Source organism: Streptomyces sp. NPDC096132 (genome assembly GCF_044763345.1).
Taxonomy (GTDB): Bacteria; Actinomycetota; Actinomycetes; order Streptomycetales; family Streptomycetaceae; genus Streptomyces.
The window spans coordinates 40,937-53,949 of the sequence record NZ_JBIWGA010000037.1; the positions used below are offsets into that span (position 1 = coordinate 40,937).

14 protein-coding genes and 2 pseudogenes are annotated in these 13,013 nt (G+C 69.6%); 8 read left to right on the forward strand and 8 right to left on the reverse strand.

The features are described from left to right. The first annotated feature begins 84 nt into the window (after positions 1-84). Both ACIRF9_RS46500 and ACIRF9_RS46505 read left to right on the forward strand, forming a co-directional pair. Positions 85-411 (forward strand): hypothetical protein, encoded by a 327-nt coding sequence (locus ACIRF9_RS46500; RefSeq protein ID WP_403835862.1) that lies wholly within the window; start codon positions 85-87, stop codon positions 409-411. A 281-nt stretch (positions 412-692) separates the two neighbouring features. Continuing rightward, positions 693-818, forward strand: a complete 126-nt coding sequence (locus tag ACIRF9_RS46505; protein ID WP_403835966.1) for a hypothetical protein — start codon at positions 693-695, stop codon at positions 816-818. A gap of 438 nt (positions 819-1,256) precedes the next feature. Here the strand turns inward: ACIRF9_RS46505 and ACIRF9_RS46510 are convergent, their stop codons facing one another. Then, positions 1,257-1,718: an ArsI/CadI family heavy metal resistance metalloenzyme gene (locus ACIRF9_RS46510; protein ID WP_403835865.1), complete on the reverse strand. Its 462-nt coding sequence runs from the start codon at positions 1,716-1,718 to the stop codon at positions 1,257-1,259. A gap of 28 nt (positions 1,719-1,746) precedes the next feature. Then, positions 1,747-3,126, reverse strand: a complete 1,380-nt coding sequence (locus ACIRF9_RS46515) for an NAD(P)-binding domain-containing protein (protein ID WP_403835868.1) — start codon at positions 3,124-3,126, stop codon at positions 1,747-1,749. A 182-nt stretch (positions 3,127-3,308) separates the two neighbouring features. Between ACIRF9_RS46515 and ACIRF9_RS46520 the strand changes: the two genes are divergently transcribed. Both ACIRF9_RS46520 and ACIRF9_RS46525 read left to right on the forward strand, forming a co-directional pair. Continuing rightward, the gene (locus ACIRF9_RS46520; protein ID WP_403835871.1) at positions 3,309-3,677 is read left to right on the forward strand and encodes an ArsR/SmtB family transcription factor; all 369 of its coding nucleotides are present in this window, start codon (positions 3,309-3,311) and stop codon (positions 3,675-3,677) included. A gap of 36 nt (positions 3,678-3,713) precedes the next feature. Then, positions 3,714-4,253, forward strand: coding sequence for a DinB family protein (locus tag ACIRF9_RS46525; RefSeq protein WP_403835875.1), 540 nt, complete (start codon positions 3,714-3,716; stop codon positions 4,251-4,253). Positions 4,254-4,460: 207 nt separating this feature from the next. Here ACIRF9_RS46525 and ACIRF9_RS46530 read toward each other — a convergent pair. From ACIRF9_RS46530 to ACIRF9_RS46540, 3 genes and pseudogenes are all read right to left on the reverse strand, one after another. Continuing rightward, positions 4,461-4,832: pseudogene (locus tag ACIRF9_RS46530) on the reverse strand (FAD-dependent oxidoreductase); the annotation flags it as partial. Then, complete coding sequence (locus ACIRF9_RS46535; RefSeq protein ID WP_403835878.1) at positions 4,829-5,608, reverse strand: aquaporin; 780 nt, start codon at positions 5,606-5,608, stop codon at positions 4,829-4,831. The gene ACIRF9_RS46535 and the pseudogene ACIRF9_RS46530, both read right to left, overlap by 4 nt. Next, positions 5,605-5,913 carry an ArsR/SmtB family transcription factor gene (locus tag ACIRF9_RS46540; RefSeq protein WP_403835881.1) on the reverse strand — a complete coding sequence of 103 codons (309 nt, stop codon included), beginning with the start codon at positions 5,911-5,913 and terminating at the stop codon, positions 5,605-5,607. Before ACIRF9_RS46540 ends, ACIRF9_RS46535 begins: the two co-directional genes overlap by 4 nt. A gap of 91 nt (positions 5,914-6,004) precedes the next feature. Between ACIRF9_RS46540 and ACIRF9_RS46545 the strand changes: the two genes are divergently transcribed. From ACIRF9_RS46545 to ACIRF9_RS46560, 4 genes and pseudogenes are all read left to right on the forward strand, one after another. After that, positions 6,005-6,418: an arsenate reductase ArsC gene (locus ACIRF9_RS46545; protein WP_362069058.1), complete on the forward strand. Its 414-nt coding sequence runs from the start codon at positions 6,005-6,007 to the stop codon at positions 6,416-6,418. Next, a complete protein-coding gene (gene trxB, locus ACIRF9_RS46550; RefSeq protein ID WP_403835884.1) occupies positions 6,415-7,398 on the forward strand; it encodes a thioredoxin-disulfide reductase in 984 nt (327 codons plus the stop codon). Before ACIRF9_RS46545 ends, trxB begins: the two co-directional genes overlap by 4 nt. A gap of 17 nt (positions 7,399-7,415) precedes the next feature. Continuing rightward, a pseudogene (locus tag ACIRF9_RS46555) lies at positions 7,416-7,604 on the forward strand (thioredoxin family protein); the annotation flags it as partial. Positions 7,605-7,724: 120 nt separating this feature from the next. Beyond that, complete coding sequence (locus ACIRF9_RS46560) at positions 7,725-8,696, forward strand: LacI family DNA-binding transcriptional regulator (RefSeq protein ID WP_403835887.1); 972 nt, start codon at positions 7,725-7,727, stop codon at positions 8,694-8,696. 62 nt (positions 8,697-8,758) lie between these two features. On the opposite strand, the gene ACIRF9_RS46565 is transcribed toward ACIRF9_RS46560, so the two are convergent. From ACIRF9_RS46565 to ACIRF9_RS46575, 3 genes are all read right to left on the reverse strand, one after another. Next, positions 8,759-11,215: a family 78 glycoside hydrolase catalytic domain gene (locus ACIRF9_RS46565; protein ID WP_403835890.1), complete on the reverse strand. Its 2,457-nt coding sequence runs from the start codon at positions 11,213-11,215 to the stop codon at positions 8,759-8,761. A gap of 245 nt (positions 11,216-11,460) precedes the next feature. After that, on the reverse strand, positions 11,461-12,213 hold the full coding sequence (locus ACIRF9_RS46570) for a response regulator transcription factor (protein ID WP_403835893.1): 753 nt from the start codon (positions 12,211-12,213) through the stop codon (positions 11,461-11,463). Then, positions 12,153-12,941, reverse strand: a complete 789-nt coding sequence (locus ACIRF9_RS46575; protein ID WP_403835896.1) for a LuxR C-terminal-related transcriptional regulator — start codon at positions 12,939-12,941, stop codon at positions 12,153-12,155. Before ACIRF9_RS46575 ends, ACIRF9_RS46570 begins: the two co-directional genes overlap by 61 nt. Positions 12,942-13,013: the final 72 nt, after the last annotated feature.

Consider the following 13,013-nt stretch of genomic DNA (forward strand, 5'->3'; position numbering starts at 1 on the left):
TCGCATGGCGTCCTTCCCCAACTGGCGGTTCTCCATCCGTTCGTGTGCTCGGGCCGCTTCGAACAGCGTGCTGAATCGGGTGAGTTGGGCGACATCGGGGGGCTGTTGCGCCGCGCGCCGCTGCTTCTGGTGCTCGACGAGCCCACGTCCGCGCTCGACCCTCAGGCCGAGCACGATCTGTTCGAGCGGTTCGCCGCCCAGGCACGCGATGCCGCGGCACGGTGCGGGGCGGTGACCGTCCTGATCTCCCACCGTTTCTCCACCGTCAACATGGCCGATCACATCGTGGCCCTGGAGGAGGGCGGTGTCGCCGAGCAGGGCACGCACTCCGACCTGCTCGGCGCGGGCGGACGATACGCACGGCTGTACATGGCCCAAGAGGCCGCGTACGGCGCGAACGACAACAGGTGAGACACGGCGCCGTACCGCAGAGAACGCCTCTCCACAACTGCCCGGGAGCGGGAGGGCTGGTCGGCAATCACGACGCGCGCCATGCGAACCGGGACATCCAAGAGGAGAGCTGCGACATGGCCCGCACGACGACGGTTCTGCTGGTCGGAGGTTCGGGGCACCGGGCGGGTCGGGAGAACCGTGCCCCCGCGTTGCTCGACATGAAGAGATCTGGATGGCCGGTCCGCACCGCGGTCATCTGCGATCCCCGGGACCCGTGAAAACGTGCCCGAGACGAGGACATGGCACGCCTGCGAGAGCTGCTGCGGGTGGACGCACCGGAGTGCTCAACCCTGACGGCCTCGGTCGAGTCGAACTGGAAGCGGTACTGGACCGTGCTCACGTCACTCATCGCTGCTCCCTGGTAGTCATCGCCTGCAACCCCGTCCACCACCGTGACCACCTTCTCTGGGCGGTCTCCCGTGGCATCAGCGTGCTGTGCGACAAGCCGCTGTTGGTCACCGAGGGCGCCGCGTACGATCCGGCAGCGGCCGAGCGCATCATCGACGGGTACACAGAGCTCGGTCGTGCGCTCATCCGGGCCCCCGCAGCAGGACCATGCCACCTGGCCATGCCACTGCACCGACGGGCAAACGACGTCTACCGGTGCATCGCCTCCGCCATCACAGAGGTGCAGCGCGTGCACGGGCAGGGGCATCACCTCGATGCAGCTGATCAAGAACCGAGGTCTCTTCCAGTACCGGGTGATCTGGGTGGCACACAGGGCGGGCAGGGCGGCGCGGGGCCGTGACCGGTCTCCCGTCCCGGTCACGGACCCGCTGGTGTGGAGGTCGGTCATCGGCGGGTCAGCAGCAGCCGCCCGCGACGGCGGGTTCCTTGGTGTCGGCTTCCGCCGTTCCGGTGCAGCAGGTACTGCCCGGCTGCTTGGCGAGGGAGTCGGCGTCGGCCTTGACGACGTACACCTCCCAGGGTTCCTGGCCGGGGCCGTGGACCCAGACCTTGTCCTGGAGGGCGTAGCAGCAGGTGGTGTCGTTCTCCACGTCGGTGTTCAGGCCCGCCTCGCCCAGGCGGGCGGTGGCGGCGTGGACGGCCTCGGTCGTCTCGACCTCGACGCCGAGGTGGTCCATGCGGGTCGCCTCACCTGCGGTGCCTTCGATGAGGACGAGCTTGAGCGGGGGCTCGGCGATGGCGAAGTTGGCGTAGCCGTCGCGGAGTTTGGCGGGTTCGGTGCCGAAGAGCTTCGTGTAGAAGGCGACGGACTCGGCGAGGTCGGGGACGCGAAGGGCGAGCTGTACGCGGGATGTCATGGCGAACCTCGTTGTGTGGGTGGGGTGTTCAGCAGCCGCCGGAGGTGGCGGCCGGGGCGCCGATGCCGATCTGGAGGGTGGTGGGGGCGGCGCAGCATCCGCCGCCAGGCTGTTCGGCGTTCTCCGGTTCGTCGAAGAGGCCCGCGCCGCCGCAGACCCCGGTCTCCGGGAGAGTGAGTTCGACGCGCTCGGCGGCCTCCTGGTCTCCGGCGAGGGCGGCGGTGATGGAGCGGACCTGCTCGTAGCCGGTCATGGCGAGGAACGTGGGGGCGCGGCCGTAGGACTTCATGCCGACCAGGTAGACGCCCTGCTCCGGGTGGGAGAGCTCGCCCACCCCGTGCGGGTAAACGGTGCCGCAGGAGTGGACGTTGGGGTCGATGAGCGGGGCGAGGGCGGTCGGGGCCTGGAGGCGCTCGTCGAGGCCGAGACGGAGCTCGGAGAGGAAGGACAGGTCGGGGCGCAGGCCGGTCAGGACGATGACCTCGTCGACCGGGTCGAGGCGGTGGCCATCCTCGGAGACCAGGACGAGCTGGTCGCCGTCGCTTTCCACAGCCTGTGTACGGAAGCCGGTGACCGCGCTCGCGTGGCCGGCTTCGACGGCTTCCTTGGCACGCAGGCCCAGGGCACCGCGCGCGGGGAGCTGGTCCGCCTCGCCGCCGCCGTAGGTGTTCGCGCCGATGCCGCGCCGCAGGATCCACACCGCGTGCGTGCCGTCCTCCTCCTTCGCGAGGTCGGCGAGGAGGGCCAGGGCGGTGAAGGCGGAGGCACCAGAGCCGACGACGGCGGTGCGCTTTCCCGCGTAACGGGTGCGTACGGCAGGGTCCTTGAGGTCCGGGACGCGGTACGAGATGCGGGCGGTGGCCGACTTCTCGCCGAGGGCGGGCAGGCCGTCGGCGCCCATCGGGCTCGGGGTGGACCAGGTGCCGGAGGCGTCGATGACGGCGCGGGCGGTGATCCGCTCCTCGTGGCCGTCGGCGGACTGGATGTGCACGGTGAAGGGCTGCGCGTCGCGGCCCGCGTCGACGATTCGGTCCCGTCCGGCGCGGGCGACACCGGTGACCGTCGTGCCGTAGCGGACCTTGTCGCCCAGGACATCGGCGAGCGGCTGGAGGTACTTCTCGGCCCAGTCGCCGCCGGTCGGGTAGACGGTGGCGTCGGGGCGGACCCAGCCGGTCGGGGCGAGGAGCTTCTCGGCGGCCGGGTCGATGACCTCGCCCCAGGGCGAGAAGAGGCGGACGTGGGACCAGTCGCGGACCGCGCTGCCGGCAGCGGTGCCGGCCTCCAGGACCAGGGGTTCGATGCCGCGCCCGACGAGGTGGGCGGCTGCGGCCAGGCCGATGGGCCCGGCTCCGATGACCACGACGGGCAGCTGGTCGGTGGTGAGCACGCTGTTGATGGACGCAGCCACGAGATTCCCCTTTGTTTCGACGTTTGTCGATGTCTTGCCCAGCCAGCATGGCACCTGAATCGATAGACGTCAACATAGACATCTATCGAATCCATGGCGGACCGGCCGCGTGCCCACGCACCCTCCTGCCCGAAGGAAACCACCCCTCGCCATTCTGGTTCGACGTATGTCAACATAGATGCATGTCGAATACGAAGGTGCTGCCGCTGCTGGAGCCCTCGGTCTCCGAGGTCGTGGCGCCGTGCTGCCCGCCGCTCACCGAGCGTCCGCTGACCGCCGAGGAGGCGGAGAAGACCGCCCGGATGTTCAAGGCGCTCGGCGACCCGGTCCGGCTGCGGCTGTTCTCGCTGGTCGCCTCGCACGAGGGTGGCGAGGCGTGCGTGTGCGACATCTCCGACGTCGGCGTCTCTCAGCCGACCGTCTCCCACCACCTGAAGAAGCTGAAGGAGGCCGGGCTCCTCACCTCCGAGCGGCGCGGCACCTGGGTGTACTACAAGGTGGAGCCGTCGGTGGTCGCCGCCATGGGACAGATGCTCGGCAGCCTGGGCTGAGCCGACGGGACCGACCGCGGAGAGCGGGTGAGCCCGATGAACAACGCGTTGCTGGATCGTCAGGCGATCCACGACGAGCTGGAGCGGGCCCGGACAACCTTCCACCGGCTCCTCGACAACGCCGCCGAGGACGACCTGCGCCGACCCACCGACGGCACCCGGTGGACCAACGAACAGCTGCTGTTCCACATGCTGTTCGGCTACATCCTGATCCGGCCGCTGCTGTTCCTGCTGCGGATCTTCGGGCGGCTGCCGCGTGGCGTCAGCCGGGCCTTCGCCGGCCTTCTCAACGCTGGGACCAGGCCCTTCGACGCCGTCAACTACCTGGGTCCGCTCGGCGGGGCGAAGGTCTTCGGGCGCCGCCGCACGGGGATCGCGTTCGACCGCGTGATCAACTCCCTGCACCGCCGCCTCGACACCGAGCAGGAGGCCGACCTCACGCTCGCCATGCACTACCCCACCCGCTGGGACCCGTTCTTCCGAGAGGTCATGACCATCGCCGACCTCTACCGCTACCCGACCCAACACTTCGACTTCCACCGCCGGCAGCTCACCCTGGCCGACGAGGGGCATTGACGACGAAGGGCCCCGAGTCGGGATTACCGCATCCCCTTTGAAACAAGCGTGCTGATCTCACGGGCTGCCTCGCGGGCGGTGCGGCCGACGCCGATGAGGGTGGCGGAGGCAGGGCCTGTCCAGTCGCCTTTGCCGAGTAGGCGCAGGCGCGGCTCGTGCACCGCGCGGGTGCCCTGGATGGCGATGCGACCGCGCCGGCCTCGGAGTTGCGCGGGCGTGCCACGTGCCGGAGTCGGTCTCCACCCGTAGGGTCTCGCCCTCGCGGTGGACGCCGGAAACGCGGATGGGGCGCTCGATGGGCAGTCCGTACCGCTTCTCGTAGTCGGTGAGGTATTCCACCACGTGCTGTGCGTCGGGGTAGGTCTCGCCGGGCTGCCGTGGCATGAGGCGGCCGGGCAGGGAGGAGTACGCGGCCGGGGAGAACAGGTGCAGCGACTCCCAGGCGTGCTGCCAGGCGCCACCCGGTGTGGTCTGGGCGTCGAGGATGACGAAGTCGAGGCCGAGGCGGCGCAGGTGGTAGCCGGCGGCGAGTCCGGCTTGGCCGCCGCCGATCACCACCACCTGCGTGCGGTGGCTCATTCGGCCGGTCGTCCGGGCATGAAGATGAGGGCCACCAGGGCCAGTCCGATCACGCCGCCGACGATCTGCATGCCGATGAACCCGGCGAGCGAGCCCGGTGCGATGCCCGCGAAGGTGTCGGTGAAGGAACGGCCGATGGTCACCGCCGGGTTGGCGAAGGACGTGGACGAGGTGAACCAGTAGGCGGCACCGATGTAGGAGGCGACCGCGACGGGCGCGAAGCGCAGCTGGTTCGCCCGGGCCAGGCCGAAGATCAGCAGGATCAGGCCGGCCGTCGCGACGACCTCGCCCAGGAGCAGGTGGCCGGCCGAGCGGTCGTGCGTGGACCACTTCACCAGCGGCTCGCCGAACATCGCATCGGCGAGGATCGCGCCCGCGATGGCGCCAATGATCTGCGCGGGCAGGTACACAGCCGCCTCGCGCAGGGTGACCCCCGCGCCGCCGCGTCGCGCCGTCCACCACTCGGCCAGCGTGACGACCGGGTTGAAGTGCGCGCCGGAGACCGGGCCGAGGAGCAGGATGAGGATGCCGAGGCCGAAGACGGTGGCCGTGGAGTTGGCGAGCAGCTGCAGGCCGACGTCCTTGGTCAGTTCGGTGGCCTGGATCCCGGAGCCGACCACGACCGCCACCAGCAGCGCCGTGCCTATGAGTTCGGCGGCGGCCCGGGCGACCAGCGGGGTGCGCGGCAGGGTGGCACCCGGCGCGGGCGCGACGGGGGCGGGTGCTGGAGCGGGTGTCGCGGACTCCGCCGTCGGGGCGGCTTCGGCGGCGGTCATGGGCAGGCCCTCTTGTTCTCGGCGGCGGTGCGAGCGGACTCGGCCAGGTCGGCGAACTGGCCGGCGAGGTGGGCGATGACGTCCGGCTTGAGCCGGTAGTAGATGTACCGGCCGCACGGCTCCGTCTCGACAACCCCGGCCTCGCGCAGCACCTTCATGTGGTTGGAGAGGTTGGTCTGCTTGGCACCGGTCTCCTCCACGAGGTGGGTGGTGCACAGCGTCTCTTTGGCGAGGAGGGTCACGATCTGGAGCCTGAGCGGGTCGGCCAGAACCCGGATCAGATCAGTGTCGACTGACGTCATCATGGGCTGATACTGTCACATCAGTGATGGCTGACACCACCAGGTGATGATGTCATTCGCGCCTGATGTCGTCGTGAGACAAGAGAGACCTCTGATGTCCGACAAGCCCTCCGTGCTGTTCGTCTGTGTCCACAACGCCGGCCGTTCCCAGATGGCCGCCGCGTGGCTGACCCACCTGGCCGGGGACCGTGTCGAGGTCCGTTCCGCCGGCTCCAACCCAGGCGCCAACGTGAACCCGGCCGCCGTCGAGGCCATGGCCGAGGTCGGCATCGACATCTCCGCCGAGGTCCCGAAGATGCTCACGGTCGACGCCGTGAAGGAGTCGGACGTCTGCATCACCATGGGCTGCGGCGACACCTGCCCGGTCTTCCCCGGCAAGCGGTACCTGGACTGGCAGCTGGAGGATCCGGCGGGCCAGGGCGTCGAGGCCGTCCGTCCGATCCGGGACGAGATCAAGGTGCTGGTCGAGGGCCTGATCAAGGAGATCGCGCCGGAGCCCCAGGCGTGAGCCCGGCGACGGACATCCGGAACGTGATCGTCATCGGCTCCGGCCCCGCCGGATACACCGCCGCCCTCTACACCGCCCGCGCCTCGCTCAAGCCCCTGGTCTTCGAGGGCGCGGTCACGGCCGGTGGCGCGTTGGTGCAGACGACCGAGGTGGAGAACTTCCCCGGCTTCCGCGACGGCGTCATGGGCCCCGAGCTCATGGAGAACATGCGGGCCCAGGCCGAGCGTTTCGGCGCCGAGCTCGTCCCGGACGACGTCGTCGAGGTCGCCCTCACCGGCACCGTCAAGACGGTCACCGACTCGGCGGGTACGGTCCACCGGGCGAAGGCCGTCATCGTGGCGACCGGCTCGCAGCACCGCAAGCTGAACCTGCCGGGCGAGGACGCACTGTCCGGCCGGGGCGTGTCGTACTGCGCGACATGCGACGGCTTCTTCTTCCGCGAGCATGACATCGTGGTGGTCGGCGGCGGCGACACGGCGATGGAGGAAGCCACCTTCCTCTCCCGCTTCGCCCGCTCCGTGACCGTCGTCCACCGCCGCGACACCCTGCGGGCCTCCAGGACCATGCAGGACCGCGCCTTCGCCGACCCGAAGATCTCCTTCGCCTGGAACAGCGAAGTCGCCGAGATCCACGAGGACGGGGGCAAGCTTGCCGGTCTCACCCTGCGCGACACCGTCACCGGCGAGACGTCCGAACTCCCCGCCACCGGCCTGTTCGTCGCCATCGGCCACGACCCGCGCACCGATCTGGTCACCGGCCAGCTGGACCTGGACGACGAGGGCTACCTCAAGGTCGCCTCCCCCTCCACCCGTACGAACATCGCAGGTGTCTTCGGTGCCGGTGACGTGGTCGACCACACCTACCGGCAGGCGATCACGGCGGCCGGTTCCGGCTGCGCGGCCGCTTTGGACGCCGAGCGGTACCTGGCCGCTCTGAGCGACACCGACACCGCGGGCGAACCGGCCACAGCCGCCGTCTGACTTCTTGGAGGAAGATCATGGCTCTCAAGAACGTCACCGACGACTCCTTCGCGCAGGACGTCCTGGCCAGCGACAAGCCGGTTCTGGTCGACTTCTGGGCCGCCTGGTGCGGCCCGTGCCGCCAGCTCGCTCCCTCGCTGGAGGCGATCGCCGCCGAGCACGGCGACAAGATCGAGATCGTCAAGCTCAACATCGACGAGAACCCGTAAATCGCCGCCCGGGAGGACTCGGTACTCACCACGTTGAGCTGCGCATACGCTGGCTGGAGTCGAGGAAGAGGGGCTGAACGAGTGGGTGCCGGGGTACGCCGTCCGACGATCCGGGACGTGGCGAAGCTCAGCGGGGTCTCCGTGGCCACGGTCAGCTACGTGCTGAACGGCAAGGAGTCCCAGACGATCAGTGAGGAGACGAAGCGACGCGTGGCCGCGGCGGTCTCCGAACTCGGATATGTGCGCAACCCCGTGGGTACCGCTCTGCGCCGCGGGCACTCGAACGTCGTCCTGGTGGTCCTCGACCCGACGTTCGTGGGGGATGTCAGCGAGCGCTGGAACGGCGCCGTCGTCGGCGCCCTGTCCGACCTCGGCTACACCGTCGTGACGCACACGCTGCTCCAGGAGGCGGAGGCAGTGAAGGTGGTGGCGGCGTTGCAGCCCTTCGGTGTCGCGTTGTTCGCCTTCGTGAGGGTACGGACCTGTGAGGAGATGCGTGCCGCCGGGGCCCGGCACGTCTTCGGATTCCCCCCTGCCGAGGCCGATCCGGAGGCGGCGGACCGGCCCTGGGAGCGGGCGATCGGCCGGGCTCAGGTCGCACACCTGGCACAACGCGGTTATGAACGGGTCTTGTACGCGTTTCCGGAGCCTTCGGCTCGGCGAGTGGTGGCCGAGCACCGGCTCCGAGGGATACAGGAGGAATGCCGGAGGCGAGGGATGCCGCAGCCCGAGGTGTTCCACCTGCCTCTGCACCGGCCGCAGGCGGTGGCGGCCCTGTCGGCGCTGGGCCGGATGCCGGGTTCGGCGATCTGCGCGGCCGATGACCGCCATGGACTTGCCGTACTGGCGGCGGCTGCGGATCTGGGCTGGCGGGTTCCGTCGGATGTGGCGGTCATCGGCGCCGAGGACACCGTGGAAGGCCGCCTGGCGATCCCCGCGCTCACGACGGCACGCTTGGCCGACTCCGACAGTCTTACGGGATTGCCCGTCTGGCTGGAGGCGGAGCTGAACGGTCACCGGACTCCGCTCGGCCGCACGATCTGGGAGAGCGCGGCTTCGGCGGAGGTCGTCGTCCGCCAGTCCACCTGAAGCGCCTGGACCGGCGGGCCCCGAACCCGTTCCCGTCGGCGGGCTCGGGGCTCGATCCCTGGTCAGGACACGCGGAATATGTGGGTTCCGGCCTGCACGCGGTAGACGACGTAGCCGTCCTGCCGCTCCGTGCGGGTCGCGCCCCGGTCCGTGGTGATGCTCCGTGCACCGTCCGGGAGGGGGACACGGACCTCGGCCGGTGTCCCCGCGGGCACCTTCACGGTGAGGGTCAGACCGCCCCTCTCCTGGCGCCAGCCGACGCTGACCTCGCCGCGCGGGGTGGTCACCTGGGCCGAGGCATAGCGCAGGCCGTCCGGTACGACCGGCGCGACGAGCACCTTGCCGTAGCCGGGAGCGGCCGCCTGGATACCCGCCAGGTGCTGGTAGAACCAGTCGTCCACCGTGCCCAGGAAGGGGTGGTTCATCGAGAGGTCCTTCTTGGTCATGGACCAGGTCTCCCACGAGGTGGTGGCGCCCTGCTTCACCCAGTGGCCCCAGCTGGGGTAGTCGGTCTGGGTGGCGATCTCGTAGGCCAGGTCGGCGCGACCGTTCTCGGTCAGGACCGGCAGCAGCAGTTTGGTGCCGATGGCCCCGGTGTTCAGGTGGTTGCCTCGATCGGTGATGTCCTTGACGAGGTTGGCGAAGACCGCGTCGCGGTGTTCTTCGGGGACCAGCCCGTAGGCCAGTGCCACCAGGTTGGAGGTCTGGCGATAGCCGGCGGCCACGGCCGTGTGGTACACGCCCGCGTCGGCGTCGAAGAACGTCTCGTTGAACTTCTTGGCGAGGGCGTCGGCCATGGTGTCGAACCGGGCCGAGTCGGCGGAGTGACCGAGTTCCTTCGCGATCCGGGCCAGGAGACGGGCCTCGTGGAAGAGGTCGGCGTTGGCGGTCAGCAGGGAGCCCTCCGGCGGCCTGAGGGCCACGGTGGCGCCCGTCTCTGCGCCAGGCGGTGACCAGTCACCGAAGGAGAAGCCGGTGTACAGACCGCTCGTTCCGGCGATGGTGGTGCGCATCAGGTCGAGCCAGCGCGCCATGGCCTGGTAGTTGTCGGACAGGACGCCGGCATCGCCGTAGTGCTGGTAGTGGGTCCAGGTGCTGGTGATCAGTGTGCCCGACCAGGACGGGTCGTTGAACAGGGGGAGGCCGCCGGGGTCCGGGGCGATGATCGGCAGGCTGCCGTCGGCCCGCTGGGATTCCCGGAACGTCCGCAGCCACTGGCGGTACAGGCCCTCGACATCGAAGTTGAGGGCTGCCGAGTCCAGGTAGAGGCAGGCGTCGGCGGTCCAGCCCTGCCGGTCCCGCCAGGGGGTGTCGGTGGGAATGCCCCACATGTTGTCCAGCAGCGACGCACGCTGATTGGCGTTGATGCTGTTCAGCAACGGGTTGGCGCAGTCGAAGCGGCCGGTCGCCGCCACCGCGGTGTGTGCGACGCGGGCCTCGATCCCGAACGAGGTCAGCGGTGCCGAGGTGGAGACCTCGACATAGCGGAAACCGTGCCGTGTGAAGCTGGGTTCCCACGTCTGAACTCCCTTTCCGCCCAGGGTGTAGGAATCCAGGTGAGTGACCGCGGCGGGACCGAGCATGCCCGACTGGAACACGGTGCCGTCGTCGTTCAGTTGCTCGCCGTAGATGAGGGTCACGGTCGTTCCGGCCGTGCCGCTGACCTTGATGCGGGTCCAGCCGGCCGTCGTGCGGCCGAAGTCGTAGACCCGGGTGCCGGTCTTCAGCTTCGTGGAACCGACGGGGCCGAAGGTGTCGGTGACCTTGACCGGTGGCATGCCGGCGGGCACCACCTGCTTGGTGGGCGCCGGCTGCACGTGCGCGTCCTCCCACCCCGAGTCGTCGTAGTCGACGCTTGTCCAGCCGGGTCTGGCCCGGCGGGCGTCGTAGTGTTCACCGAAGTACAGCGCGTCGAGGGTGGGCCCGTCGGTGATCTTCCACTTGTCGTCGCTGACGATTCGGCGCCTGGTGCCGTCGCTGAAGACGATGTCCAGCTGCGCCAGCAGTCGGGGCTCTTGTGTCCACGGTGCCTTTGCCAGGCCGAATATCGTGGCCGGAGTGGTCGCCGGGGTGCTGAGGTAGCCGCGTCCCAAGGTGACGGCAAGGGCGTTGTCCCCGCTGCGCAGCGCGTTCGTGACGTCGAACGTGCGCGAGTACGCGGTCTGGTCGTATGCCGACGGCGGCGGGTCCAGGACCTGGTCACCGACCCGGTGGCCGTTGATCCACGCCTCGTAGTAGCCCAGTCCGACGATGCTGAACCTCGCCTGTGCGACGCGCTTGCCCAGCCCGAACTTCCGGCGGAGCAGCGGCGCGGGGTTCTGCTTGCCCAGCTCGGGTGCCGCCGGCGGGGTGTCCCGCCCGATCCACTGCGCCGTCCAGCCGTCCTCGGCGCCGGCGGCCGTGGCCGACGGGGCGCCGGAAAGCGCGGCGCTTCGCGCCGGGTTCATCATGCCGAGCACCACGGCCGCGGCAGCGGAACCCACCACCTGGCGACGCGTGGCCGACCTGTTGAGAGGCATGCCCGTTCCCTCCTTGTCAGTGAACCCGCCTGGCATGGCCGCGTTGGCACGGAAGGGGCTGGCGCAGCACTCCGCCGGGTTGGAACGTTTCGACGCACGCTAGTGAGAGCGTACATTTCGCGTCAATAGACGTACTTAAACGTTTCGAGCTGCCTGCATATGGTTGAGCGAACGCCTCCTCCCTGTCTCCGCGCAACGCTGTGGCCGGTCACGCAACTCTCAACAGGTCCAAATGATGAATCGATTCATTCGCGATACGGAGGACTGTGTGGCGGTAGGGGGCCGGCCGAAAGGCGGAAGCCCACGCCACGTACGGCCTGGATGGTCAGGGCGTCGCCGAACTTGTGGCGTAGGGCCGAGACATGGGTGTCGAGGGTCTTGGTGGGGCCGAACCAGTTGACGTCCCAGACAGCGGCCATGATGGTCTCGCGCGTCATCAGCACGTCCGGCTGCGCCGCGAGGAAGGCGAGCAGGGCGAACTCCCGGGGAGGCAGCGCGACTTCGGCACCGTCCAGGAAGGCACGGTGGGCCTGGCGGTCGATGACCACCCGGCCGTATCGGCTGGTTGTCCGTCCTTGTGCGGGCGGGTCGATCACCACGCCGGGCCTGCCGGGTTCGAAAGGTTCCGGGGCGGGCGGCGGGGCGCTGGTGCGGCGGCGCTGGACCGCGCGCATGCGGGCGATCAACTCCCGTATCAGGAAGGGTTTGACGAGGTAGTCGTCGGCGCCGAGTTCGAGTCCGACGACCTTGTCGGTCTCGCTGTCCCGCGCGCTGATCATGATGAGCGGGACGTCGCCGGCGGCGCGCAGCTGTCTGCAGACGTCCAGTCCGTCGATGTCCGGCAGCCCCAGATCGAGCAGGACCATGTCCCAAACGGTCCCGGCGCGCAGGGCGTCGTGTCCGGTGTCGGCCCGGTGCACGGTGTGACCGTAACGCTTCAGGCCACGTTCCAATGGTTCGGCGATGGCGGGGTCGTCCTCGACGAGAAGTACGTGCATGTCGGTTCCTCATGGTCCGTCGGTCGGCGAGGGATGAAGAGGGAGGGCCCGGCGGGAGCCAGGGGAGGCCGTACGAGTCCGGATTCGTAGGCGAAGATCACGGCCTGGACGCGGGCGCGGGCTCCGATCTTGGTGAGGATGCTGCTGACGTGGGACTTGACGGTGCTCGTGGCGATGGAGAGCAGCGCGGCGATCTCGGCGTTGGACCTGCCGGCGGCCACGGCCACCAGGACGTCGCGTTCGCGCTCGGTGAGGTCCTCCAACCGGCTCTTCGACGAGGGGGCTTCGGGACGGGGGCCGTAGCGGACGGCGTGGACGAGCGACCGGGCCAGGCCCGGGGGGACAACCGCGTCTCCGGCCGCCACGGTGAACACTGCCGCCATGAGTTCGTCGGGGGCGGTGGTGGCGGGGAGGAAGCCGTCGGCTCCGGCACGCAGGACGTCGTAGGCGTGCTCGTCGTGGGGTGCTGAGCTCAGGACGAGGACGCGGGGTGATCGCGAGTCCGGGGTGCGGGTCCGTCTGAGGTGGCGGACGGTCGTGGTGACGTCCGTGGGCGACAGGCCGCTGCCCAGGAGCACGACGTCCGGACGGAGACGCTCATGCATAAGGGCCGTCTCGGCCCCGGTGGTCGCTTCGCCGACGATGGCCAGGCCGGGCCGGGAGGCGAGATGAGTGCGCAGGCCGAGGCGGTGCAGGGCGTGGGGGTCGGTGAAGAGGACGGTGATCATGCCGGACTGCTCCAGTGTGGGGGGGCGTGTCCACAAGGGTGAGGGGAGCGATGCGCGGGGGGGTGGTCCGGT